The sequence below is a fragment of the Micromonospora sp. NPDC023869 genome, from assembly GCF_055559695.1.
In genome coordinates, this window is record NZ_JBVHKD010000003.1 from 308,630 (window position 1) to 332,487 (window position 23,858).

20 protein-coding genes and 1 pseudogene are annotated in these 23,858 nt (G+C 72.4%); 8 read left to right on the forward strand and 13 right to left on the reverse strand.

All coding sequences use genetic code 11. From position 1 onward, the window contains the following. The first annotated feature begins 274 nt into the window (after positions 1-274). On the forward strand, positions 275-1,216 hold the full coding sequence (locus ACZ31C_RS11875; RefSeq protein WP_465795257.1) for a DMT family transporter: 942 nt from the start codon (positions 275-277) through the stop codon (positions 1,214-1,216). 73 nt (positions 1,217-1,289) lie between these two features. Here the strand turns inward: ACZ31C_RS11875 and ACZ31C_RS11880 are convergent, their stop codons facing one another. The 3 genes from ACZ31C_RS11880 to ACZ31C_RS11890 all read right to left on the reverse strand — a co-directional run bounded on the left by ACZ31C_RS11880 (position 1,290) and on the right by ACZ31C_RS11890 (position 7,575). Further along, positions 1,290-2,336 carry a zinc-dependent alcohol dehydrogenase family protein gene (locus ACZ31C_RS11880; protein WP_465795258.1) on the reverse strand — a complete coding sequence of 349 codons (1,047 nt, stop codon included), beginning with the start codon at positions 2,334-2,336 and terminating at the stop codon, positions 1,290-1,292. An 88-nt stretch (positions 2,337-2,424) separates the two neighbouring features. Beyond that, positions 2,425-4,059, reverse strand: a complete 1,635-nt coding sequence (mhpA, locus tag ACZ31C_RS11885; protein ID WP_465795259.1) for a bifunctional 3-(3-hydroxy-phenyl)propionate/3-hydroxycinnamic acid hydroxylase MhpA — start codon at positions 4,057-4,059, stop codon at positions 2,425-2,427. A 384-nt stretch (positions 4,060-4,443) separates the two neighbouring features. Next, complete coding sequence (locus ACZ31C_RS11890; RefSeq protein ID WP_465795260.1) at positions 4,444-7,575, reverse strand: BTAD domain-containing putative transcriptional regulator; 3,132 nt, start codon at positions 7,573-7,575, stop codon at positions 4,444-4,446. A gap of 117 nt (positions 7,576-7,692) precedes the next feature. Here ACZ31C_RS11890 and ACZ31C_RS11895 point away from each other — a divergent pair, with 117 nt between their 5' ends. Continuing rightward, a complete protein-coding gene (locus ACZ31C_RS11895) occupies positions 7,693-8,202 on the forward strand; it encodes a hypothetical protein (protein ID WP_465795261.1) in 510 nt (169 codons plus the stop codon). Positions 8,203-8,221: 19 nt separating this feature from the next. Beyond that, complete coding sequence (locus ACZ31C_RS11900; RefSeq protein WP_465795262.1) at positions 8,222-8,698, forward strand: SRPBCC family protein; 477 nt, start codon at positions 8,222-8,224, stop codon at positions 8,696-8,698. 33 nt (positions 8,699-8,731) lie between these two features. Here ACZ31C_RS11900 and ACZ31C_RS11905 read toward each other — a convergent pair whose 3' ends face one another. From ACZ31C_RS11905 to ACZ31C_RS11935, 7 genes and pseudogenes are all read right to left on the reverse strand, one after another. Next, positions 8,732-9,601, reverse strand: a complete 870-nt coding sequence (locus ACZ31C_RS11905; RefSeq protein WP_465795263.1) for an STM4011 family radical SAM protein — start codon at positions 9,599-9,601, stop codon at positions 8,732-8,734. After that, on the reverse strand, positions 9,598-10,923 hold the full coding sequence (locus ACZ31C_RS11910; RefSeq protein WP_465795264.1) for an STM4012 family radical SAM protein: 1,326 nt from the start codon (positions 10,921-10,923) through the stop codon (positions 9,598-9,600). The genes ACZ31C_RS11905 and ACZ31C_RS11910 overlap by 4 nt, the downstream gene beginning before the upstream one ends. Next, positions 10,920-11,723: an STM4013/SEN3800 family hydrolase gene (locus tag ACZ31C_RS11915; protein ID WP_465795265.1), complete on the reverse strand. Its 804-nt coding sequence runs from the start codon at positions 11,721-11,723 to the stop codon at positions 10,920-10,922. The genes ACZ31C_RS11910 and ACZ31C_RS11915 overlap by 4 nt, the downstream gene beginning before the upstream one ends. Beyond that, positions 11,711-12,808, reverse strand: a complete 1,098-nt coding sequence (locus ACZ31C_RS11920) for an STM4014 family protein (RefSeq protein WP_465795266.1) — start codon at positions 12,806-12,808, stop codon at positions 11,711-11,713. Before ACZ31C_RS11920 ends, ACZ31C_RS11915 begins: the two co-directional genes overlap by 13 nt. 1 nt (position 12,809) lies before the next feature. Continuing rightward, the gene (locus ACZ31C_RS11925; protein WP_465795267.1) at positions 12,810-13,760 is read right to left on the reverse strand and encodes an STM4015 family protein; all 951 of its coding nucleotides are present in this window, start codon (positions 13,758-13,760) and stop codon (positions 12,810-12,812) included. A 6-nt stretch (positions 13,761-13,766) separates the two neighbouring features. Further along, positions 13,767-14,666 carry an STM4015 family protein gene (locus ACZ31C_RS11930; RefSeq protein WP_465795268.1) on the reverse strand — a complete coding sequence of 300 codons (900 nt, stop codon included), beginning with the start codon at positions 14,664-14,666 and terminating at the stop codon, positions 13,767-13,769. Positions 14,667-15,144: 478 nt separating this feature from the next. Further along, positions 15,145-16,533, reverse strand: a pseudogene (locus ACZ31C_RS11935) (LVIVD repeat-containing protein); the annotation flags it as partial. 226 nt (positions 16,534-16,759) lie between these two features. Between ACZ31C_RS11935 and ACZ31C_RS11940 the strand changes: the two are divergent. After that, positions 16,760-17,491, forward strand: coding sequence for a DUF305 domain-containing protein (locus tag ACZ31C_RS11940; protein ID WP_465795269.1), 732 nt, complete (start codon positions 16,760-16,762; stop codon positions 17,489-17,491). Positions 17,492-17,578: 87 nt separating this feature from the next. Continuing rightward, complete coding sequence (locus ACZ31C_RS11945) at positions 17,579-18,115, forward strand: DinB family protein (protein WP_465795270.1); 537 nt, start codon at positions 17,579-17,581, stop codon at positions 18,113-18,115. Between the two features lie 15 nt (positions 18,116-18,130). Here the strand turns inward: ACZ31C_RS11945 and ACZ31C_RS11950 are convergent, their stop codons facing one another. From ACZ31C_RS11950 to ACZ31C_RS11960, 3 genes are all read right to left on the reverse strand, one after another. Further along, complete coding sequence (locus ACZ31C_RS11950) at positions 18,131-18,829, reverse strand: DUF2306 domain-containing protein (RefSeq protein ID WP_465795271.1); 699 nt, start codon at positions 18,827-18,829, stop codon at positions 18,131-18,133. 114 nt (positions 18,830-18,943) lie between these two features. Beyond that, positions 18,944-19,546: a response regulator gene (locus ACZ31C_RS11955; RefSeq protein ID WP_465795485.1), complete on the reverse strand. Its 603-nt coding sequence runs from the start codon at positions 19,544-19,546 to the stop codon at positions 18,944-18,946. A gap of 104 nt (positions 19,547-19,650) precedes the next feature. Beyond that, complete coding sequence (locus ACZ31C_RS11960) at positions 19,651-20,787, reverse strand: sensor histidine kinase (RefSeq protein WP_465795272.1); 1,137 nt, start codon at positions 20,785-20,787, stop codon at positions 19,651-19,653. Between the two features lie 196 nt (positions 20,788-20,983). Between ACZ31C_RS11960 and ACZ31C_RS11965 the strand changes: the two genes are divergently transcribed. From ACZ31C_RS11965 to ACZ31C_RS11975, 3 genes are all read left to right on the forward strand, one after another. Then, positions 20,984-22,081, forward strand: a complete 1,098-nt coding sequence (locus ACZ31C_RS11965) for a calcium:cation antiporter (RefSeq protein WP_465795273.1) — start codon at positions 20,984-20,986, stop codon at positions 22,079-22,081. A 214-nt stretch (positions 22,082-22,295) separates the two neighbouring features. Then, complete coding sequence (locus ACZ31C_RS11970) at positions 22,296-23,063, forward strand: neutral zinc metallopeptidase (protein ID WP_465795486.1); 768 nt, start codon at positions 22,296-22,298, stop codon at positions 23,061-23,063. A gap of 110 nt (positions 23,064-23,173) precedes the next feature. Further along, on the forward strand, positions 23,174-23,821 hold the full coding sequence (locus ACZ31C_RS11975) for an HAD family hydrolase (RefSeq protein ID WP_465795487.1): 648 nt from the start codon (positions 23,174-23,176) through the stop codon (positions 23,819-23,821). The last annotated feature ends 37 nt before the right edge of the window (positions 23,822-23,858 follow it).

The following is a 23,858-nucleotide window of genomic DNA, read 5'->3' on the forward strand; positions in this document are numbered from 1 at the left end:
CTGTTAAGGATGTTTGTCAATAGATGTGCGGCGATGTCGTGAGGTTCGGAGTCGGTTCCTCACCCCTGGTAGCGGCCCACCGAATGATCGCGCCGGTGTCCGGCCCCGGCCGGTACGCTGCCCCGGTGATGTTCTCCGTCGTCTCGCCGCCACCCACCCGGTAACGGCGCTTCCGCCGACCCGGCTCTGACCTATTTCGAGCCCGGGTGCGTCTCGTGCTGCCCGGGCGGCGACGACAACGGAGAATTGTTTGCACACCAACGTGCCCCCGTCAGTGGGGCGGGGAATCCTTTACGTCATCATCGCGGCGGTCGCCTGGGGCACCGGTGGCGCTGTCGCCGCGATCCTCTACGCCATCAGCGGGCTCGGACCCGTCGCGGTGTCCTTCTGGCGGTTCGTCGGCGGTGTCCTGCTGCTGGCTGTCGGATACCTGGTGCTCCGCCACCGGCGTCCGGCCCGGTCCACTCCGGTCGACGGGCGGTCGGTCGGCGCGCCGCAGCACGGCACCCGGTGGCCTGCGATCGTGACCACCGGTGTGGGGTTGGCGGTCTACCAGACGGCCTACTTCGCCGCCGTGGCGTACGCCGGGCTGGCCATCGCCACCGTCGTCACCCTCGGGTCCGGACCGGTGTTGATCGCCATCGGTGCCCGCCTGTGGACGGGGGAGCGGCTGGGTCGTGCCGGTACGGCCACCGTGGCGATGGCGCTGGTCGGGCTGATCCTGCTGGTGGGCGGCCCAAGCGCGGGCAGGGCGCCGGCACTCGGCCTGGCGTGCGCGCTGCTCTCCGCAACCGGGTACGCCTGCGTCACCCTGCTCAACCGGAAGCGGGGCCGAGACGGCACCGGCGGTGACCCCGGCACCACGGCGCTGGGCGGCTTCGTCGTGGGGACGCTCGTCCTGCTGCCGGTGGCCCTGCTCGAAGGGATCCTGCCCACCTCGGGCGACATCGGCCGGACACTGGGCCTGCTGGCCTACCTCGGCGCGGTGCCCACCGCCCTCGCGTACGGGCTGTTCTTCGCCGGCCTGGCGTCGGTCCGGGCGACCACGGCGTCGGTCCTGGCGCTGGTCGAGCCGGTCACCGCAGCCGTCATCGCGGTGCTGCTCCTGGACGAACGGCTCACCCCGGCCGCCGTCCTGGGGTCGTCGGTGCTGCTCGGCGCCGTGGTCGTACTGGCGCTCGCGGAACGGCGGGCCGCACCCACACCCGTTAGGTGAACCCGGGGCCGCTCCCGTTCCGACGGGGGCGGCCATCGGGTCCGCTGCCCGAGTTCCCGGCCCGGCCGGCTCGTCACGGGCGGATGAGACACATCCCGCCACCGGTCGGACCGTCCATGGTGGCCAGCGCGTGCGGCACGTCGGCGAGCCCGATGGTGCGGGTGACCAGCGTGGCCGGCCGCAGCACCCCGGAGGTGACGAGCCGGAGCAACTCCGGATAGGCGTGCGCCGGCATGCCGTGGCTGCCGCGCAGCTCCAACTCGTAGGCGATCACGAGATCCATCGGCACGGCCGGGTGTCCCTGGGCGGCGGGCAGGAGCCCGACCTGCACGTGTCGTCCCCGGCGGCGCAGGCTTCGGACGGAGGCGGTGCAGGTGGCGTGACTGCCCAGCGCGTCGAGGGACAGGTGGGCGCCGCCGCCGGTCGCCTCCCGGACCGCCTCGGCCACCGCGTCCGGCCCGTCCAGGGTGCGCCCGTCCAGACAGACCGCCGCGCCGAGGCGCCGGGCGAGGTCGAGCGCACCGGGCGCGACGTCGACGGCCACCACCCGGGCACCGCACGCCAGCGCGATCATCACCGCCGACAACCCCACCCCGCCGCAGCCGTGTACGGCCACCCACTCGCCGGCCGCGACCCGTCCCTGCGTGATCACGGCCCGGAACGCGGTGGCGAACCGGCAACCGAGCGCGGCGGCGGCCGGATAGTCCAGCTCGTCGGGGAGCCGAACCAGGTTGACGTCGGCGTCGCGGACGGCCACCTGTTCGGCGAACGAGCCCCAGTGCGTGAAACCGGGCTGGCTCTGCCGTTCGCAGACCTGCTGGTCGCCCGCCTGGCACGACGGGCACCGACCGCAGGCGCAGACGAAGGGCGCGGTGACCCGGTCACCCGCTCGCCAGCCCCGCACGCCCGTGCCGACGGCGGTGACGACACCGGCGAACTCGTGCCCGGGTACGTGCGGCACGACGATGTCCAGATCGTGTCCCTGCCAGCCGTGCCAGTCGCTGCGGCACAACCCGGTCGCCTCGACCCGGACGATCGCGCCACCGGGCGGCGGCGTCGGGTCCGGCACGTCGCGGACCTGCGGCGGGACACCGAACTCGTCGAAGATCACGGCACGCATGGCCGCATCCTGGCACGTCACCGGTCCGCCACGGAACCCCGGCCGGCAGGACCGCGCCCGGACCGGGCGGGCCGGTGACGTGACGCGGCTAGCCGGTGGGTTGGCGGGAGGCGGTCGCGCCGAGGTCGGCCGCGAGCGTGCGGGTCACCTGGTCGATGCCGCCGGCCTGCGCGGTGGCGAAGACGAACCGGTCCGGCCGCAGCAGGACGGCGTCCACCCGGTGCCGCCGTAGCCAGGCGTCGACGGTCCCGTCCAGGTCGACGACGTGGACCTGGGCGGCATCGCTCGCCGGCAGGCGCGCCGGGTCGGTGCCGGCCGGATGCGTCACGACGGACCGTACCGGCCCTGGCAGCCCGGACAGTTCCGCCGGGAGGCCACGCCCGACCAGTGCGAAGCCGTCGCCGAGCAGATCGTCGAGCAGCCGCGGCGTCGAGTCACCGCCGACAGCCACCCGAGGCTGCGGAAACATCACCCCGACGGCACCGTCGCGCCGGCCGCCGGCGAACAGCCCCCGCTCGTACGCGGGCAGCGGCTTGAACTCGAAGTGCCGCACGAATCGGCGTACCCGGGGCACGGTCTGCACCGCCCGCAGCACGCTGTCGCGGACCCACGCCGCCCGCCGACTACGGGCCAGGAACACCCGACCCAGACGGACGCTCGTCTCCGCCATCGCCGCCGTGTGCGGCCGACGTTCCGTCTCGTACGTGTCGAGCAGCGCCGGGGCGGCCACGCCGGACAGCACCAGCGCCAGTTTCCAGGTCAGGTTCGCCGCGTCCCGCAGTCCGCTGCACAGCCCCTGCCCGAGGAAGGGCGGCATCTGGTGGGCGGCGTCGCCCAGCAGGAACACCCGTCCCTCCCGCCACCTGGCGGCGATGAGGTGGTGGAACGTGTAGACCACGGCGCGGGTGACGGTGAAACGGTCCGGATCCACGTACGGCGACACCAGCTCGGCGATCTTCGCCGGATCCCGCATGTCGGCCTCGGTCTCGCCCGGTCGGAGCATGAACTCCGCCCGATAGCTGCCTCGCGACCCGGGGGAGACGAACGCGGGCCGCCGCCAGTCACAGACGAAGGTGGTGTGCGGCGCGCGGATCCCGTCCGGGGCCACGTCACCGGAGACCGCCAGCCACGGCTCGGCGTAACTCGCCCCCGCCAGCGGGATCCGCACCGCCGTGCGGGTGGTGCTCCGCGCACCGTCGCAGCCGAGCACGAACCGGGCCCGGACCGGGTACGACCGGTCGGCCACCACGTCCCGCACCACCAGATCCGCGCCGTCCTCGTCCTGCCGCAGGTCGACCAGTTCCGTGCCCAGCCGCAGCGTCACATGCGCGAACCGCTCCAGCCCGGTACGCAGAGACTGCTCCAGCAACGGCTGGTCGAAGAAGTTCAGCGGGGCGTGCCCGAACCCGAAGTCGACCTCGTCGAAGGCGATGGTGGCGAACCGCCGGCCGGCGGCGTTGACGTAGTCGGCGCGTACCGGTTGGTGCAGGTCGCCGACGATCCGGTCCAGCAGGCCGGCCTGCTGATAGATGCGCAGCGCCTCGTCGTCGCAGGAGAACGCGCGCGGCTGCCCGTGCGGTTCCGTGCTCCGCTCCACGACGAGCGTGCGGACGCCCCGCATGCCGAGCAGGTTCGCGGCCAGCGCACCGACCGGACCACACCCGACGATGACGACGTCGACCTCCTGGACCTCGCCGGGCGACGACGACTGGGCCGGGTTCATCTCGTTCCTCCACACCTGGCCGCCCGGGGTGGCCGGGCGGGACTGTTGACTGGTTCAGCACAGCGGGCGGGTGTGGAGGTTTCGTAGATTTCCGGTTGGGGTTCTGGTTTCTCGTGGGTGGGGTTTCCGGCAGGCCCGACCCGCTCCGGGCGGTCAGGCTTGATCCCTGCGCGGGTCGGGCCTGCCGGAAACCCGACCTGGTTTGCCTGACTGGGGCGGCTTGGCCTACCGGGAATCTGAACGTCGTTGGTCTGGCAGAGGCGGGTCGGCGTGCTGCGAGTCTGACGTTGTTGGTCTGGTCGGGTTGGCCTGCTGGGGAGCTGGTCTGGTGGGTGCTGGGGTGAGGGGTTCGGCGTGCGCTGAGTCTGGCCTGGTTCGTCTCGGTCAGGGGTGGGGGAAGCGAGAGCGGATGAGGGTGTTGCCTTGGGTGGCGGCCAGGTGGGCGCCGGTGGCGAGGGCGGTGGGGTCGCGGCGGGCGATGCCGCGGATGCGGTGCAGTTCGGGCGCGAGGACCGACTCGCCGAGGCGGTCCACCACCGACAGGCCCTCGTCGGCCAGCTCCGCCGCCGTCGACGGATCACCCGCCGCCAGGTACGCCTCGGCCATCGCGCTGTACGTGACGGTGCGGGTGGCCCGCAGCCCAGGGCGGTAGATGCCCTCCACTGCGGCCCGCATCGCGGGGAGCCGGTCGTGCTCGCCACCCCGCGCGGCCGCCCACTCCAGGAAGAAACCACCTGTGGTCACGAAGTGCGGCATGCCGTTGGCGGCACCGATCTCGCGGCACCGGTGCGCCGCCGCGCGTACCGCCGCCACGTCGCGTTCCTGCATCCCCATCCAGGCCGCGAAGAGTGCCGCGTTCGCCCGGCCGTACGGGTCGGCGAGCCGCTCCGCCAGCCGCTCCGCCTCGGCGATGTCCCGCCGGGCGTCCTCGGTCGCACCGCGCAGCGACCGGACCAGGGCCCGGAAGTTGTACGCGGCCAACACCGGCAGCCGACCGACCTGGCGGCCCAGCAGATCCGGGTCGACCGTGCGCAGCCGATCGACGGCGGCGGTGAGCCGCTGGTCGGCCTCGACCAGCGCACCGGTGAAGTAGCCGACCACACCCCGCAGGTACTCTCCGGCCGCCGCGATCAGCCCGGTGCCGTCGTCGGCCCGGACCAGCCGCTCGGCCAACTCCCCGCAACCGGCGTAGTCGGCCTGGTTGGCGGCCAGCTCGCCGAGCGCCCACAACGCGGGCCGTACGTCGGTCTCCGCTCCGACCAGCGCCAGCAGCTCCCGGGCTCGGGCGCAGACCTCGTCGACGGCGTCGGCGCCGACGCCGACCGTCATCTGCAACAGGGCGGCCCGGTGCAACTGGACGGCGAGTTCGGTGGCCGCCGCCGACGGCGAGGTGCCGGCGAGCGGCGACAGTCGCCGGGCCGCCCGGTCCAGGTGGCCGAGCGCGTCCTCGTACGCGAACCGCCGCGTCGCGTCGTCGGCCGCCGCCAGTGACCAGCGTAGATGGTCCTCGCCGTGCCCGAGTCCGATCGCCTGCCCGAAGTGGTGGGCCAACTCGGCCGGGGCGACACCGCCGATCCGCTGGTACGCCAGGGCCAGCCGGGCGTGCAGCGCGGCGCGTCGGGGCGGCGGCAACTGCGCGTACGCGACCTCGGCGAACAGCGGATGACGGAACCGCACCGCACCCGGCCCGGCCTCGGCGACCAGCGCTGCCGTATACGCCGCCGTCAGCCCCTCGGTGAGGTGCGCCGCCGAGACCTCCAGCACCGTCGCCATCGTCTGCGTGTCCAGGTCGCGTCCGGCCACGCCGAGCAGCTCCAGGCAGTCGCGGGCCGCGTCGGGCAGGGCGCCGAGGCGCAGCCGGACGGTGTCCCGGACGCTCGGCGGCAGGTCCGCGTCGGCCGGGTCGGTGCCGGCGCGCAACAGCTCGGTGATGAAGAACGGGTTGCCCCCGGTCCGGGTGGCCAGGCGCGCCGCCACCTGCCGCTGCGGGGGCGTGCCGGTGCGTCGTTGGACCAGGTCGGCCACGTCGATGTCGGTCAGCCCGGTCAGCCGCAGGTGGCGGAAGCCCGCACCACGGGCCAGGTCGGCCACCGTCGCCACCAGCGCCGGGTGGTGCTCGTAGGGGCGCATCGTGGCCAGCACGAGAACCCGGGCGTCGGCCAGGGTGGTGGCGAGGAATCGCAACAGCAGTAGCGAGTCCGGGTCGGCGGCGTGCAGGTCGTCCAGCACCAGCAGCAGGCCGTCCGCACCGGCGACCGTCCGCACCAGGTCCGCCACCGCCTCGTACGCGCGGAACCGCGCCGTCGGGTCGGGTGCCGCGTCGCCGGTCGACCCGTCCGCCGGTCCGGCCGCGAAGCCGTCCAACCGGCGCGCCGATCCGGTCGTGCCCGCCTGCGGCATCGCCGCCAGTGTGCGCACCACCTGGTTCCACAGCCAGAACGGCGGTGCCTGCCCGACGTCGGGGCAACGACCCCACACCGCCGGTACGCCCCGCGTCCCGGCGAGCGCGGCGGCGAGCGTGGTCTTGCCGATCCCCGGCTCGCCCACCACGACGGCGACCCGGCCACCGCCGCCGATGACGACCTCGGTCAGCGCCGCCATCAGCCCGGCCAGCTCGGCCTCCCGACCGACCAGGGAATCCGAACGCTCCGCCGGAGCCCCGACCATGCTGGTCGTCCCGTGGACCGGTCCGGGCTGGTAGTCCGGAGTGGACGCGGACGTGCCGGCGACCTCGGTCGGCGTGGCGTCCGGCGCGACAGGCGTGGCCGGCGGCGGCACGGACTGGGCCAGGATCCGGCCGTGTAGCTCGCGCAGCTCTTCGCCGGGGTCGATGCCGTACTCGTCGGCCAGGACCCGGCGGCCCTCGTCGAAGGCGGCCAGCGCCTCGGTCTGTCGCCCGGACCGGTAGAGCGCGAGCATCAACTGGGCGCGGGCGGTCTCGCGGACCGGGTTCGCGGCCACGAACTGGCGCAACTCGGCGAGTACGGCGGTGTGCCGTCCGGCCGCCACGGCAGCCGTGAACCGTCCCTCCTCGGCACCGAGGCGTGCCTCGGTCAGCCGGGCGGCCTCGGGACGCACCGCACTCAGCTCGGCCGCACCGGTCAGCGGCTCACCCCGCCAGAGCGTCAGCGCCTCGGTGAAGCCCCGCTCGGCCGAGACGGCGTCGCCCGCCGCGAGCGCGTGGGCCGCGTACGCCGCCAGCCGCTGGAAGCGGACCGCGTCGATGTCCTCCAGCTCGACGCGCAGCTCGTACCCCCTGGGGTGGCTGCGCAGCACGCGGGCCGGCTCGCGGTGGCTGCGCTGCGGTTCGACCGCGCGGCGTAGTCCGGCCACATAGGTGCGCAGCGTCATCTCGGCGCTGGCCGGCGGCAGTCCGTCCCAGAGCGCGTCGACCAGCCAGTCGGTGGCGACGAACCGGTTCGGGCGCAGCAGGAAGAGCGCGAGCAGCGCCCGCTGCTTCGGCCCACCGAGCGGCACGGTGTGCCCGTCCCGGATGGCCTCCAGCGGTCCCAACATGCGGAACTGCACCTGACCACCACACTGTCCGGTCCCCACCTGGTCGGGTCGAGTATGCCAGTCGTCCGCACCTCGACCGGGGCGCGCCGCACGCGCCGGTGCGATATAACGGCGTCCGTGGATATGGTGGAGATCGAGACCGAGATGGCGGACCTGGACGCCCGCTACCGCTCGGTGGCGAACAAGCCGGTCGACGTCACCGCACTGGACCGGTTGGCGGAGCTCGGTGCCGCCGTGGACGCGGAGCTGACGGCGCTGGGTGTGCAGGAGCGCGCCGAGCGGGTGCTGCGCGCCATCGTCGACAGGTACGTCGCCGACGAGACCGCCCGGGTCGAGATCCGGCGGAGGTTCGACCGGTACCCGTCGTTCCGGTGGGCGGCCCATCTGCCCACCGACTGCCGGACTGCCGAGGGGTTCCGGGACGACCTCGTCCAGCTCTCCGCCCGGGACCAGGGCGCCGACACCCGCGACGAGATCATGACGTTGCGGGCGATGTGCGACCGGGCCCGGCGAGCCGGGATCGACGTGGATCCCGTCCTGGCGGAGGTGGCCGCGATGTCCAGCGACGAGGACCGGTACGGGATGGGCTCCCTGCGCGACATCATCCTGCGCCACCGCACCCGATGAGGGCGTGGCAGGATGAGACGTGCCCGATGATCGGAGACCGTCGATCACGTTCGAGACGAGCTGTGTCGTCGCCGCGTCGCCGGACGAGGTCTACTACCACCTGACCGACCCGCACAGCTACATCGGCTTGTCGCCGCTGATCGTGGCGGTCTCCGACGTGCGGACCGACCGGGACGCCGACGGCCGCGCGGTCACCGACTACATCGCCGTCGAACGGTTCCGGATGGTCGGCCCGCTGCGCTGGGACAACCACATTCGGGTGCGGATGGTGGCGACCCGTCCCGGCAGCCAGATCGTCAGCGACGTGCGGAGCCCGGCGTGGGTGTGGCTGCGCGCGGTGGTCGACCTGACGCCCGAGACCGGCGGTACGCGGATCCGGGAGTCGGTCACCGCCGGTGCCCCGCTGCTGTTGCGGCGCTTCGTGGCGGGACAGGCCCGTCAGGTCGCGGCGTACCGGGCGACCGAACTGACCCGCCGGATGGCGACCCGACCCTGACCGCAGGTCCACCGGCGACCCGGTTGCTCCTGGTCAGACCGATCCGACCCGCCTTCCCGGCCACCCGGCCGGGATGCGTTCCAGCACCCCGCCCGCGAAGACGTCCCGCAGGCCGAGCGGCTTGAGATGGACATAGCCAATGTGGCAGTCGCAGATCGCGTTGCTGCACGGCCGAGGTGCCAGCGCGGCCCGCCACGACCCGTCGTACAGGTTGCCGATCGGGGTGTCGATGAAGTGGCAGCGGCGCACCGTACCGTCGCCGCGCACGGAGATCGCGGTCTCCCCGGCATGACAGGGGCGGTCCAGGGACAGGTGCGGACGCACGCTGTAGCCGAAGTGCGGGTCCAGCTCCGTCCAGGTCGCCTCCTCGGCGGCGTCGTAGCGACGCCCCTCGGCGGCGTTGACCCACAGATAGACCTCGTCGGGCAGCAGCGCCCGCAGCGCCCGCGCCTCGGCCAGGTGCTCGGGCAGCCCGACCACCCCGACCGAGTACCGGACACCCAGCTCGGACAGGCGGGCGCAGCGTCGCAGGAAGCGTTCCCGGGTGACCTGCCCCGGGTGGTAGGTGGTCCAGAGCGCGGCGGCGCTCGGATCGGCGTCTTCGAGCCAGTCCACCCGGGCCGCCAGGTTGGTCTGGATCACCACCCGCTCCACGTGCGGCAGGTGGGACAGCGACACCATCGCGTCCCGGTACCAGCGCCGGGTCAACCCCTCACCCCAGGGCGTGAACAGCACCGACAGGCGTACGTCGGTGGTGGTGCCCACCCAGTCGGTGAACCGCGCCAACGCCTCCCGGTCGGCGCGGAGCAGCTCCGGCGGGTCCCGGCGCTTGGCGAACGGGCAGTACGGACAGTCGTAGTTGCAGCTCGCCAGCGGGCCACGGTAGAGGATCGCCAGGTTCATCGCGGCACGTACCCGGCCATCGCGTGCTGCACCTCGGCGGAGGTCAACCAGGGGCCGACGGCGTCCGACCGGGCCAGCCCGGAGGGGGTGAGGCGGAGCCCACCGTCCGTGGCCCAGCCCCGCTCGACCAGCCGGTCGAGCTGCGGGAAGTCCACGCCCGGCGGGCGACCGAACCGGGCCCGGTAGGCGTCCGGGTCGACCCCGTCGACGCGCAGCAGCGACTTCAGCAGCCACCGGCGGCGCTGTTCGGTGCCGTCGAGGTGGTACCCGAACTCGGCGTACCGGAAGTCCTCGGCCGGTCGGGCCAGGTAGTCGTCGAGCACCGCGCGCACCTGCGAGACGCTGACCGCGTAGTCGAAGGAGTAGTGCAGCGCGGTGGTGTACGAGCGGGCGCCGCAACCCAGGCCGACCATGCCGTCGTCCTGGCAGCAGTAGTCGGGTCCGTCCGGGGCCGGCACGTCGGCCCGGCGGAACTGGCGCATCGACTCCTGCCGGTAGCCGGCCGCGCCGAGCGTCTCCACGGCCTGCCGGTAGAGCGCGAGGCGCTGCGCGTCCCAGTCCGCGCGGGCGTGCGTGCGCCGGCCCAGACCGGTGAGCGGCCGGACGTAGAGCGGGTAGAGGTACAACTCCTCAGGACGCCAGGCCAGCGCCGCGTCGAGGCTCTCCCGCCAGGTGTCGGCCGTCTGCCCGTCGATGCCGTAGATCAGGTCGATGTTGAGCACCGGGACACCGGCGTCGCGGATCGCCGCCAGCGCCGTCTCCACCTCCGTGCGCCGCTGCGGTCGACCGGCGGCGCGGGCCTCGACGTCGAGGAAGCTCTGTACCCCGATGCTGACCCGGGTGGTGCCGTACGCGGCCAGCACCGCGAGCCGGTCCGGCGTCGCGGTGGCCGGTGAGGTCTCCACCGACAGCGGTACGCCGGGCAGCCGCGCCCCGAGGGTCGTGGTGGCGATGTCGAACAGCTCGGTCAGCTCGTCGGCGGTCAGATGGGTGGGGGTGCCGCCGCCGAAGGCCGCGCGGGCGTACCCGGTCGAGCCGCCGAGCGCCTCGGCGACCTGCTCGGCCTGCCGACGAAGCTGCCGCAGGTAGGCGGTGACCTGCTCGGCGGGCGCGTTGGCCCGGGTGAACAGGTTGCAGAAGCCGCAGCGCATCTCGCAGAACGGCACGTGCAGATAGAGGAAGAGGGCGTCCCGTGCCTGGTCCCGCCACACGTCGGTCAACGACGGGCGGGGGCGCAACGCCCGGTACGAGGTCTTGTGCGGGTAGGCGTAGAGATACTGCTGGTACGGCGAGCCGTCAAGACTCGTGTCGGTGCTGGTCACCATTCTCCAGGGTGCAGGGTGAAGTGCGCGTACGGGACGGTCCACACCACGTCGTGGCCGATCCGGTGCCCGGTGTGCCCGTCCTCGCCGTACGCGGTGCCGTGGTCGGAGCAGATGATCGTGAAAACCGGCCGCCCTCGGCCGGTGACCAGCGCGAACAGCCGCTCCATCCGGCCGTCCACGTACTCCAGGGCGGCGGCGTGACTGGCCAGGTCGTCGTCGGCGGCGCCGGGCAGGTGGTGCCGGTTCGGCTGGTGCAGGGCGGCCACGTTGAGGAAGGTGAACAACGGCCGGGTCGGCGGCAGATCGGCCACCACCGCCGCCAACCGGTCGAGCTGGGCGTCCACACAGGTGGGCGACGTGACGCCGAACTCCGGCTCCCAGTGCGCCTCGCGGAACAGCCCCGGCAGGACCGCCCCGAGCGGGCTGCGTCGGTTGAAGAAGCCGACGCCGCCCAGGCACAGCGTGTGGTAGCCGACGTCGGCGAGCGCGGTCGGCAGGTCCGGCGCGTCGAACACCCACGTGTCGGCGCCGGAGGTCTCGCTGCCCGGGAAGGCCGCCGCGTAAAGCCGTTCGTGTCGACCCGGGGGCACCGGCGTGGGCAGGAACCCGGCGAAGAAGGCGTGGTGCGCGGCGTAGGTGAAACTGGCCGGGGAGTGCCGGCGTTCCCACCGGCCGCCCGGCAACGCCCGCGTCAGGTGCGGCGTCCGGCCTGCCGCCGCCAGCTCGGCCGCCACGTCGTAGCGCAGCGTGTCGAGGGTGACCAGCAGCAGGTCGTGGTCACCGATCAGGCTCCGCATCCGACCACCTCCGGCGACGCGGCCGGGCCCGCCCGACCGGGCCGCCACCCGCCGTCGGTCAGGGCGTGCACCTGGGCGGCGTAGCTGTCCCGGCCGTCGGCCAGCACCCCGGGCAGCAGGTCACCGAACGCGTTGACCTCGGCCACCGCGTGCCGCCGCCAGCCCAGCAGGAACATCAGGTCCACGCCGACGTGCAGCGAGTCGGGGAAACAGGCGGCGGCCCGCTCGCACGTCTCCATCGCCGCCGACCACTGCCGGGCCCCGGCGGCCCGCCGCACCTCGTCGAGATCGCCACGCGCGTTGCCCAGGTGCAGGTTGGTCAGCGGCCCCCGCGCCGCCCGAACCACCACGTGGTCGGGCCGACCGGCGATCACCAGCACCCGCAGGTCGACCACCCGGTCACCGATCCCGGCCTTGGGCAGCCACTGCTCCACGTGCAGACCTTCCGGCGCGAGCCGGTCCACGATGGCCGCGATCTGCGGCTCGTCGGTGTAGCGGCGTAACCGCAGCGAGTTGAACAGCGCCTCGGCGGTCTGCTCGATGGTGGTGACCGCCTGCACCCGGCCGGCGCCGACCGCCAACGCGATGATCCCGGCGGCCGAGGAGCCGTGCGCCGGCTTGACGAACACCCGGCCCCAACCGGCCTGCGCCATCGCCGAACGCAGCTCGGCGTAGCCACCGACCTGCGGCAGCGCGTCCGGCACCGGCACCCCGGCCGCCGCCAGCCGCGCGTGGCAGCGCCGCTTGTCGCAGAGCACCGCGACGTCCTCCGGCGGGTTGAGCAGGGTCGCGCCGCCGGCGGCCACCCGGGCCATGCCGTCCACCAGACCGGCGTACGCGTCGGCGAGGCCGACCAGTTCGCCGTGCCGCGCGACGGTGGCCGACCGGCGCAGCAACTGGTCGACCCGGGCGTCCTCCCCGGGCGAGTCCACCCGCACCAGCGTGCCGGCCGGGGGCGGTGCGGCCCCGGTCAGCACCTCGACCCAGGGCAGCACCTCGGGCCGGGGCAGACCGGCGGCCAACACCGCGTCGGTGAACATCGACACCCGACGGTTGCCGGGATTGCCGACCACGGTCAACCGCATGTCACTCCGAGACCGCGGTGTAGCGGTAGCTCTCGCCGTCGTCCTCCTCGTCCGCCTCCTGCGGGTCGGAGACGTTCACCCGGACGTCCGGCAGGGCGGCGACCACCGACGCGGCGACCTCCTCGGACAGATAGTGGTGGTGCAGGTCCAGCACCGTCAGGTGGGTCAGCGGCTGACCGGCGAGCAGCGCCTCCGCCCCCTCGTCGCCGAGAGTGCCGTTGGACAGGTCCAGCACCTCCAGCCGGCGCACCACGGGCGCGGTCGCCAGGGCCGCCGCGATGTCGTCGGTGATCATCGAGTTGCACAGGCCCAGGCGGCGCAGCGCCGGGAAACGCTCGTCGGCCAGCAGCGGGGCGAGGTCCGCCAGCTCGGTGGTGCCGCCGTAGTCGTCGGTGCCGAGCCACAGTTCGAGGTCGGCCAGCTCGGGCAGATCGGAGTCGAGCACCGCGCCGACGAACTCGCGGGACAGCCCGCCGCTCTGCACCACCAGTTCGCGGAGGTTGTCGTGCTGGACGGGGGAGAAGTCGAACTCCTCACCCCCGCGCACCCACAGCACCTCCAGGTCCGGGTACGCCGTCAGCAGCGGACTGACGTCGCCGACCTTCATCCAGGAGACCTCGCACTCCTCGAAGACCATGTCACCGAGGAACAGGGCCCGCAGTGCCGGCAGCCGATCGGCCGCCGCGCAGATCTGTTCGATCGGCGCGGGGTTGAAGGCCGCGTACCCCCAGGCACCGATGACCAGCGACTCCACCGTGTCGCCGACCTGCGCGACGAACCGCTCGAAGGTGGCGGCGAACTCCTTGGAGAGTGCGCCTTCCTCGTTGTCGTCGAACTCGGGATGGCTGACGCGCCACGAGACCGGGCCGGTCACGGTCGGCAGCGGCCCCTCAAGCGGAAAGTCGACCACCGGACGGTCGGCGAACTCGGCGAGGTGCGAAGAGAACGTCATGTCCGCTCACTCCCCGACTGCGGTGAAGCGGTAGGTGCGGCCGCTGTACACGTCCGGGGTGCGTCCCTCGGACACGTCTACGCGTACGCCGGGCAGGGCCGCGACGACCCGCTGTTGCGCCTGCTCGGACAGGTAGTGGTGGTGCAGGTCGAGCTCGGTCAGGTGGGTCAGCGGCTGCCCGGCCAGGAGCGCCTCCAGACCCTCGTCGGTGAGGTTGCCCATCGACAGGTCGAGCACCGAGAGTCGGGGCACCACCGGTGCGTCGGCGACCGCTCCGGCGACCACGTCGGCGATCTCGGCGTTGCGCAGTCCCAGCCGCCGCAGCTCCGGCATCCCGGCACCGGCGAGCAGCGGGGCGAGGTCGTCGGGGGTGGCGTCGCCGCCGTAGTCCGATCGGCCCAGCCACATGTCCAGCCGCTCCAGGGCCGGCAGGTCGCACTCGCCGACCGCCCGCACCACCGCGCCGGGCAGGCCACCGGACTCGAACCGCAGCTCCCGCAGGCCGGTGTGCGTGACGGCGTCCAACCGCAGACCCTCGCCGCCGCGCACCCACAGCGTCTCCAACTGCGGGTAGGCCGCCAGCAGCCCGGTGATGTCGTCGTGGGTCAGCCAGGAGAGCTCGCACTGCTCGGAGAGCAGGTCGGCGAGGAAGAGCGCCCGGAGCCCGGTCCACTGCGAGGCCGCGTTCACCAGGAGGTCGACCGGCAGCGGCCGTTCGTACGCCATCCCCCACTCGCCGACCACGACGGCGCGGACCGACTCGGCCGGGACCTCGTCGAGCATCGCTTCGACCAGGGCGACGAACTCCTCGGGCTCGGGCTCGTCATCGATGTCGCCCACCTCGAGCCGCCAGGCCACCGCCGACGGATCCGCCGGCACCTCCATCCCCGAGGTGAAGGGGAGCACCGGTAGACCGGCTAACGACGACACGTGCGTTCTGAACACTCTCAACCTCCGACCTGACCGCGATAGCGGCGAGACCGTAACAGGCCGCTCCGACAGGCATGTTCCAGGAGGCCACCCGTGGTCGCCGGGGTGGGACGGGCTCCGGCCCGGCGGAGACCGCCGGGCCGGAGGTGGTGCTGTCTACGGGGTGTGCGGATCAGCTCGTCCGCACCGACCCGTTGACCTTGGTGTCACGGATGGTCGCGCCGACGGCGTTCACCGAACCGTTGACCCGGCTCTCCACGATCGAGACCACCGAGGCGTTGTGCGCGTGGATCGCGCCGTTCAGGTTCGAGTTGAACACGATCAGACCGGCGCCCGGGTTGACCTTGATGGCGCCGTTCTGGGTGACCCCGTCCATGCAGGTGATGCCGGAGGAGATCGTCATGCTGCCGTTGTGCCGACCGCGCAGGACGGTGGTGCACTCCGGGTAGCTGGGCTGGGTCTGCACGTTCAGCTCGTCGAAGGCGACGACCGCGCGGGCGTTGTTCGTCAGCGGGTCGTCCAACTTGAGGACGTCAAGTCCCTTCTGGATGTCGTTGGAGTAGATGTAACCGTTGTGGTAGTACGTCGACCAGGCGCCGCCGAGGATCCGACGCGTGTCCGACAGCGGGCCCCGCTCCCAGAAGGCGATCTCGACCGGGTTGGCCGAGTCGGTGAAGTCGATGACCGAGATGCCACCCTGGTACCACGCCTGGACCATGATGTCGCGGCCCATCGCCGGGATCAGCGAGCCGTTGTGCGCCACGCAGTTCTCGAGGGCGGAGTTCTCCCGCGGGATCTTGAAGTAGCTCTTGAAGACCAGTCGACGGTCGGCACCGGAGCCGACGATGTCGTACAGCGCGTTCGCGCCCTGGTTGGCCCGGTAGGCCGGGGTGCAGATGGCGCCGCTGCCGCCGCCGAGCTCGTCGGTGAAGACGACCTTGGTGCCGGCGTTGTTGAACGTGGCCGAGTGCCAGAACGCGAAGTTGGTGTCGCGCACCTGGCTCAGGACCACCGGGTTCACCGGGTCGGAGATGTCCATCAGGACGCCATCACCCATGCAGGCGCCGGCGGCCAGGTCCAGGTCCGGGTAGGCGGTGATGTCGTGGCAGCCGCTGGTGTTGGTGTTGCCGCCGTCCGGGAAGAGGACCGGGGTGGCGACCACGGAGGCGCTGGTCGGGTTGTCCAGCGGCACGTCGATGATGGAGATCTTGTCGTGCGGCGGCTTGCAGTAGAACGCGTTGTTCGACGGGCTGTACGACTGGACGTACACGTAGACGCTCTTGTCGTCCTTGCTCGGCACCAGCGTCAGGGTGTGCGAACCGCAGTCGGTACGGACCGACTTGATGTAGCGCGGGTTCGCCTTGTCGCTGATGTCGAAGATCCGGACGCCCTCCCAGGCGCTCTGCTGGGCCACCGAGCCGGCGCTGCTGCTGCACGAGTCGTCGCTGCGGGGCGAGTCGACCGCGAGGAACAGCAGGTCCCCGTAGACCGACGGGTCGCCCTGCGCGCCGACGCAGACGACCTGGCTGACCACCTGGGGTGAGGCCGGGTTGCTGACGTCGAAGATGCTGAACCCGTTGTAGTTGCCGGCGATGACGTGGTTGTCCTGGAACGCCAGGTCCGAGTTGTACGCGGCCTCGCTGGCGAACCCGCCGAACTTCGGGACGTTGGCGATCTGGGTGAGGTTGGGGCTGCTGACGATCTCGTCGACGGCCGGGATGGTGTTCGCGGTCTCGGCGGCGCTGCTCGATGGCGCCACCGCGACACCGGCGACGAGAAGGGCGCCTGTGGCGGCCAGGCTGATTCCCAGCCTTCGGCTCCCTCGTGGGGTAGGTCTGAACATGTAGGAACACCCTTCGTCAGGGATGAGCAGGGTTAGCGGAGGTTAACCCTGCGGTGGGTGCTCGATCGTCGGCCATGTGGTCACGGTTTAGCAACACGACCGCCGATGTCCCGGCGCAAACTGCCGCAGGTGGGGCTAAACGATCGTTCTGCCGTTCGCAACCCTCCCGTCGCAGCTCAGGCCCGCGCTACCATCCCGGCCAACTGTGAACGGCGGGAGTCGAGTTGTGCTAGGTGTGCGGATCCGTGGGCTGCTGCGGCAGTCCCGGAAGCTTGTGCTGATCGAGTTGGCCGTGCTCGCGGTGCTGGCCGTCGGGATCGCGGTGGCCGTGTCGTGGCCGGACAGCGCGCCCCCCGCGCCGACGGCGCAGACGAACGAGCCACCGCCGCTCGACCTGCCCGGCATCCCGGACGCCACCGCACCGGTGCTGATGCCGGGCGGCCCTGGCGAACCGGCGAAGACCCTGTCGGCCAACGAGATGTCGCCGATGGCCCGGCCTCCGCACAACAACGCCGACACCCGGTTCGTCACCATGATGATCCCGCACCACGAGCAGGCCCTGGTGATGGCCAAACTGGTCGGTGACCGGGCCGAGAACTCGAACCTGAAGATCATCGCGGACCGGATCCTGGCTGCCCAGGACCCGGAGATCAAGACCCTGGAGACCTGGTTGACCGACCGGGGGCTGGACCGCAACTCCGGCGACGGGCACCGGCACGAGATGGCCGGCATGCAGACGGCGGAGGCGCTGAACCGGCTGACCGCCGCCCGGGGCGCCGAGTTCGACCGAATGTTCGTCACGATGATGACCGAGCACCACCAGGGCGCCATCGCGATGGCGAACGAGGTCCTGACGCTGGGCACCGACATCATCATCAACGAGTTCGCCAGCAGCGTCGTCGTCGAGCAGGGCGTAGAGATCAACCGGATGCGCGAGGTGCTGACCGGCCGCCGGTAGCCGTGGCGCGGTCCCGCCCGTCCGACGTACCGGAAGTTGTCGGTGGTCACCGATAGCGTCGGGCGGACGCCGACGAAGGGACCAGCCATGACGGGGAGCAGTCCACAGTCCGAGAGCAGCCTGTCGCCCGAGCGCGCGGACCTGCTGCAGGCGTTGCGTCAGCAGCGCTTCTTCCTGCGCAACACCGCGCGGGAGTTGACCGACGCGCAGGCGGCGACGTGCAGCACGGTCAGCGCGTTGTGCATCGGTGGTCTGATCAAGCACGTCGCGGACGTCGAACGAGGCTGGGCCGACTTCATCGTCGACGGCCCGGCCGAGGCACCGGATCACCACGACCCCGCCGTCCACGAGCGCCACGCACAGTCGTTCCGGCTGCTGCCGGGCGAGACCCTGGCCGGCGTGCTCGCCGCGTACGACGAGGTCGCGGACCGCACCGACGAACTGGTCCGGAGCCTGCCCGACCTGGACGCCAGCCAGCCGCTGCCCGCCGCACCCTGGTTCGAGCCGGGTGCCCGCTGGTCGGCCCGACGGGTGCTGGTGCACGTCATCGCCGAGACGTCGCAGCATGCCGGGCACGCCGACATCATCCGGGAGGCGATCGACGGCGCGAAGTCCATGGGCTGACCCGGGGGCACGACCTCAGCGACGGCCTCGACTCGTCATCGTCCCCGACCGGCCCGCGCGGGAGGCGGCCGGCGTCGGTGCCGCCGACCCGTGGCGGATGATCCACTCGGCCACCGCCAGGTTGATCAGCCAGCCGGCGGCGTGCAGCCACGCCCGGGTCAGCTCGCCCGGTGGTTCGGCGACCACGAGCCACGGCAGGTGGGTCAGGAACTGGGTGCCGGCGCCCTGACCGATGGCGTACCCACGGATCATCCACGCGCGGTGCCGGCTGACGTCCCGCCGCAGGATCGCGCGGAGACCGAGGACGATGCAGCCGGCCATCGCGCCGCCGAAGACCAGCCGCAGACCGATGAGGAACGCACCGTCGATGGGCATGAGGGGATAGAACGCGGCCATCCACATGCCGGAGAGCGAGGCGAGGATCCCGGCTGGCACCAGCAGCCGACCCGCGACGCGGTGCCATCCCGGTCGCCGACGCCGGAAGCCGGGCATGAACTGGAAGGCGCCCAGCAGGCAGTACACGCTCGCCGTGACGATGTGCACCAGCACCGGCACCGGGTCGGCGACGAAGCGGGCGTTGGCGGGCGTCACCGCCGGATCGCCGGACAGCTCGACGGTCCGGACGGCCCCGGCGACCACCGGGACGAGCGCGAGCAGGATCAGGCCGGTGGGTATCGCCCACTCGTGTCTGCGGAGGAAGCGGTTCGTGGACATGAATCGATGCTGGGTTCGCGACGGCGCGAACTCATCAGTGCATGGGCTCGGGGCCCGTCGGTCCTCGGAGTGAGCCGACGCTCGTACTTACGGCGTCGCGCCGACCGGGGAGCGCTACCGGCCGCGTACCCGGTGCGTCTCGTACGCCCAGATGGCGATCTCCACCCGGTTCCGTGCGCCGAGCTTGGCCATCAGGCTCGCCACGTGTGTTTTCACCGTGCTGAGACTGACGTGGAACTCGTCCGCGATCTCGCTGTTGGTCCGTCCCCGGGCCACCGCCGTCAGGATCTGCTCCTCCCGGTCGGTGAGCGGGTCGACGGGTTGCCGGGGCGGCGCGGCCGGTCCGGCGTCGGCGAAGGCGCGCAACAGGCGGGTGGTGACGCTGGGCGCGATGAGCGCGTCGCCGTCGGCCGCGGCGCGGACCGCCTGGGCCAGCAGCGCCGTGCCGGCGTCCTTGAGCAGGAAGCCCCGGGCGCCGGCGCGCAGCGCGGCATAGACGTACTCGTCGAGGTCGAAGGTGGTGATGACGACGACGGCGAGCGGTTCGGTGACCCGGGGGCCGGCGAGCCGCCGGGTCGCCTCGATACCGTCCACACCGGGCATCCGGATGTCGAACAGGCACACGTCGGGACGCAGTCGCCGGGCCAGTTCCACAGCGTGGTGACCGTCGGCGGCCGTACCGACGACCTCGATGCCCGGCTGGGCGTCGAGGATCATCGTGAGTCCGCTCCGGATGATCTCCTGGTCGTCCGCGACGACCACCCGGATCCGCCGGTCACCGTCGTCGCCGGACGGGTTCGGTCGTCCGGTGGTCGGTCGGGTCACGCGGGTGCCCCGGCCCGGGGCAGCACCGCGTCGACGATCCACCCCTGTTCGGGACCGGGTCCGGCGGCACAACTGCCGCCGAGCAGCGCCGCGCGTTCGGCCATCCCGGCGAGCCCGTACCCGGAACCGGGAAGCGGTCCGGCCGGGCTCTCGCCGTCGTCGCTGACACGTAGCCGGACCGAGGCGTCGTCGACCTCGACGCGTACCCGGATGCGGGTCGCGTGCCGCGCGTGCCGGCGGGCGTTGGTGACCGACTCCTGCACCAGCCGGAAGACCGCGCGGTCGACGGACGGGGCGAGGCCGCCAGCGTCACCGACGATCTGTACCTCCACGACCGGGCCGTCCGGTGCGTCCGCCGCGAACCCGGCCAGGTCCGCGATGCGCGGCGTGGGCGTCAGCGCGGCGGGCTCGTCGGTCCGCAGCACCCGGACCAGGCCGCGCATCTCGGCCAGCGCCCGCGACGCCTCGGCCTCGATGAGCTGCAACGCCTCGATCGCCGCCTGCGGGTGGGTGGCCACCACGGCGAGCCCGGCCTGGGCCCGGATCGCCATCGCCGACACGTGGTGCGCGACGGTGTCGTGCAGGTCGCGGGCGAGACGTTCCCGTTCGAGCAGCGTGACCTGGTCCAGCTCGCGCTGCCGGGCCCGCGCCCGGTACCGCACGCTGGTGCCCAGCGTGGCGGCGGCGAACAGGACGACGAAGGCGGCGACGGTGTCCGCGAGACCGGCCTGACCGGCGGCGGTCCACAGTCCCAGCTTGCCCACCACGATCAGGCCGCCGAGCACGACCTCCTGCCCGGAGCCCCAGCGGAACAGGGCGTACACCAGTAGCAGGACGAAGGCCAGGACGTCCTGTTGGAGAGCGTCCCGGTCGGTCAGCAGCGGAACCAGCCCGCAGACGCCGAAGGCGAGCGCGACCATCGGCAGCGGCCAGGTCCGGCGCCAGAGCACCGTGGCCGTCAGCGCCACCGCCACGGCCACCGACAGCGGTCGCCAGGCCAGCTCGGGCCGGACGAGTCCCTCGACGAGCGCGACCGGCGCGAGGATCGCGAGCAGCAGCCAGTCCCGCCACACGCGACGCGGCGCGCCGGGCGGGGCGGGTTCCTCCCACACCGAGCGCAACAGAGCCGACACGAGTCCATCGTAGGAACGGGACGGCTCCGCCGGATCGGCCCAAAGTACGAGCGGCCCGCGTTCAATGCAAGGAAGGGCCCCCTACTAACGCCTCCGGTATAGGAAGGGTCCCTTCCTAACATCAGGGCCGGGCGCGGTCGGGGGAGTCTTCGCCGGTTCGCCGCTCATGATCATTGTTGCTGGCAGGATCCAGATCATGCCCGCGTTGCGCCGCGCCATGACCACCTGGACCGTCTCGGTGCCCATCGCCGCGCTGCTGGTGCTGGGGCTGACCTGGGACCGCAAGCTCACCGGCGTGATGGTCATCGTGGTGGCGCTCTTCCTGGCCGGCGCGGTGCTGGCGGCCGTGCACCACGCCGAGGTGGTCGCGCACAAGGTCGGCGAGCCGTACGGGTCGTTGGTGCTGGCGGTGGCCGTCACCGTCATCGAGGTGGCGCTGATCGTCACGCTGATGATCAGCGGCGGGGAGAAGACCGAGTCGCTGGCCCGGGACACCGTCTTCGCCGCCGTGATGATCACGTGCAACGGCATCCTCGGCCTGTCGCTGCTCATCGGCGCGCTGCGCCGCCGGCTGGCGGTGTTCAATCCGGAAGGAACCGGCGGCGCGCTGGCCACCGTGGCCACCCTCGCCACGCTGTGCCTGGTGGTGCCGACGTTCACCATCGGCCGCGCCGGCCCGCAGTTCAGCCCGGCCCAGCTCACCTTCGCGGCCGTGGTGTCGCTCGCGCTCTATGCGCTGTTCGTGATGGTGCAGACCGGTCGCCACCGGGACTACTTCCTGCCCGTCGGCAGCGAGGGGGAGGTGCTGCCGGAGGAAGCGCACGCCGACCCGCCGTCGACCCGACAGGCCATGGCGAGCCTCGGGCTGCTGCTGGTCGCCCTGGTGGCCGTGGTCGGCGACGCCAAGTCGGTCTCTCCGGCGATCGAGGCGGGTGTGGCCGCGGTGAACCTGCCGCCGGCGTTCGTCGGCGTCATCATCGCGTTGCTGGTGCTGCTGCCGGAGACGCTCGCCGCCGCCCGCGCGGCCCGCCGGGACCGGGTGCAGATCAGCCTGAACCTCGCGCTCGGCTCGGCGATGGCCAGCATCGGGCTGACCATCCCGGTCATCGCGATCGCCTCGATCTGGCTGGAGGGGCCGCTGCTGCTCGGCCTGGGCGGTACCCAGGTGACGCTGCTCGCGTTGACCGTGGTCACCGGCGTGCTGACCGTGGTGCCGGGTCGGGCCACCCTCCTGCAGGGCGGGGTGCACCTGGTGCTCCTGGCCGCCTTCGTCTTCCTCGCCGCCAGCCCCTGAGGCAAGACCGCAAGCCCTGCGGACGAGACGCGAGTCGCTGAGGGCAGACCGAAAGTCCCTGCGGCAACGCCGCCAGCCCTGCGGCAACGCCGCCAGCTCTGAGGTCACGTCGCGCCCGGCGGAAAAGGATCAGGTGGACGGTGCGTCGGTGAACCGGACCGGTCGGTACGGCGTACCAGACGGTGACGGGCGTGACGGTCCTACCGTCGGGGTACTGGTCCGGCGTCGATGCGGGAGGCACAGGGTGCGGGTAGGTGCGGGGCAGCGAAGCCGGGGAAGGCTCGCCGGTCTGGCGGTGGCGCTGGTGGCGGCCACCGCGTGCATGGTGGAGCCGGTGGGCGCACCGACCGGGCCCGCCGAGCCACCCGCACCGGCCTCGCCGAGCACCGAGGTGACCCGGGCCGACGGCACCGACACGGTCGAGGAGTTCGAGCAGGACATGGCCGACGCCACGCGCCTCGCCGAACGGTACTGGGCCGAGTACTTCCGGGCCTCCGGCCGGTCGTTCCAGCCGATCCGCCGCATCATCCCGTACGAGCGGGACGGTGAGATCTCCTGTGGCGGGCAGGAGGTGCCCCGCAACAACGCGGTCTACTGCACCGTCAGCGACTACATCGCCTACGACGTCAACTGGTCGTTCCGGGCGTTCCGGCAGATCGGCGACGCGTTCGTGTTCTATCTGCTCGGGCACGAGTACGCGCACGGAGTCCAGACCCGGCTCGGCATCCGCTACGAGTTCACCATCCAGCAGGAGTTGCAGGCCGACTGCATGGCCGGGGCCTACCTCGGGGACTCCGTCCGCGCCGGCACGCTGACCCTCGACGAGGGTGACCTGGACGAGTTCAACGAGGGCCTGCTGGCCGTCGGCGACGACCCCGGTCAGCCGTGGTTCGCCGAGGGCTCGCACGGCACCCCGGAACAGCGCTCCGAGATGTTCTTCCGGGGTTACGAGCGCTCCCTGGCCGCCTGCGATCTCGGTTGACGAACGTCACCGTGTCGGGCGTCGCGCGACAGGCGGTTCCGGCGGGCTGGAAGGATCGACCGGGTACCCGACCCGAGGAGGATCCGGTGAGCAGCGCCCGACCGGCCGCAGTGCTCTTCGACATGGACGGCACGCTGGTCGACAGCGAGCGGTTGTGGGACGTCGCCCTGCAGGAGCTCGCGGAGAGCTACGGCGGCACCCTCTCCGCCGACGCCCGTCGCGCGATCGTCGGCACCGGGATGGCCGACTCGATGCGTATCCTGCACGACGACCTGCGCCAGCCGCACCGGGATCCGCAGGTGAGCGCCGAGTGGATCAACGCCCGCATCCTGGAGCTGTTCCGCACCGGCCTGCAGTGGCGTCCCGGCGCGCTGGCGCTGCTCGGCGCCGTCCGGGAGGCCCGGATCCCGACCGCGCTGGTCACCTCCAGTGGCCGGGCACTGGTCGAGATCGCCCTGAACACTCTCGGCCGGGACAGCTTCGACGTGGTGGTCTGCGGTGACGAGGTCGACTCCACCAAGCCGCACCCGGAGCCCTACCTGACGGCGGCGCGGCTGCTCGGCGTACCGATCGACGAATGTGTGGCGATCGAGGACTCGGCGACCGGGGTGGCCAGCGCGGTCGCCGCCGGTGCGGCGGTCCTGGCCGTGCCGGCCGAGGTGCCGCTGAGCCCTCGCGACGGCGTACACCAACTGGAGAGCCTGCTCAGCGCGGACCTGGACCTGCTCGCCGCCCTGCTGGTGCGATCGCGGGCCTGACACCCGCGCCACGGGAACGACCGGGCCGGACGCCCGC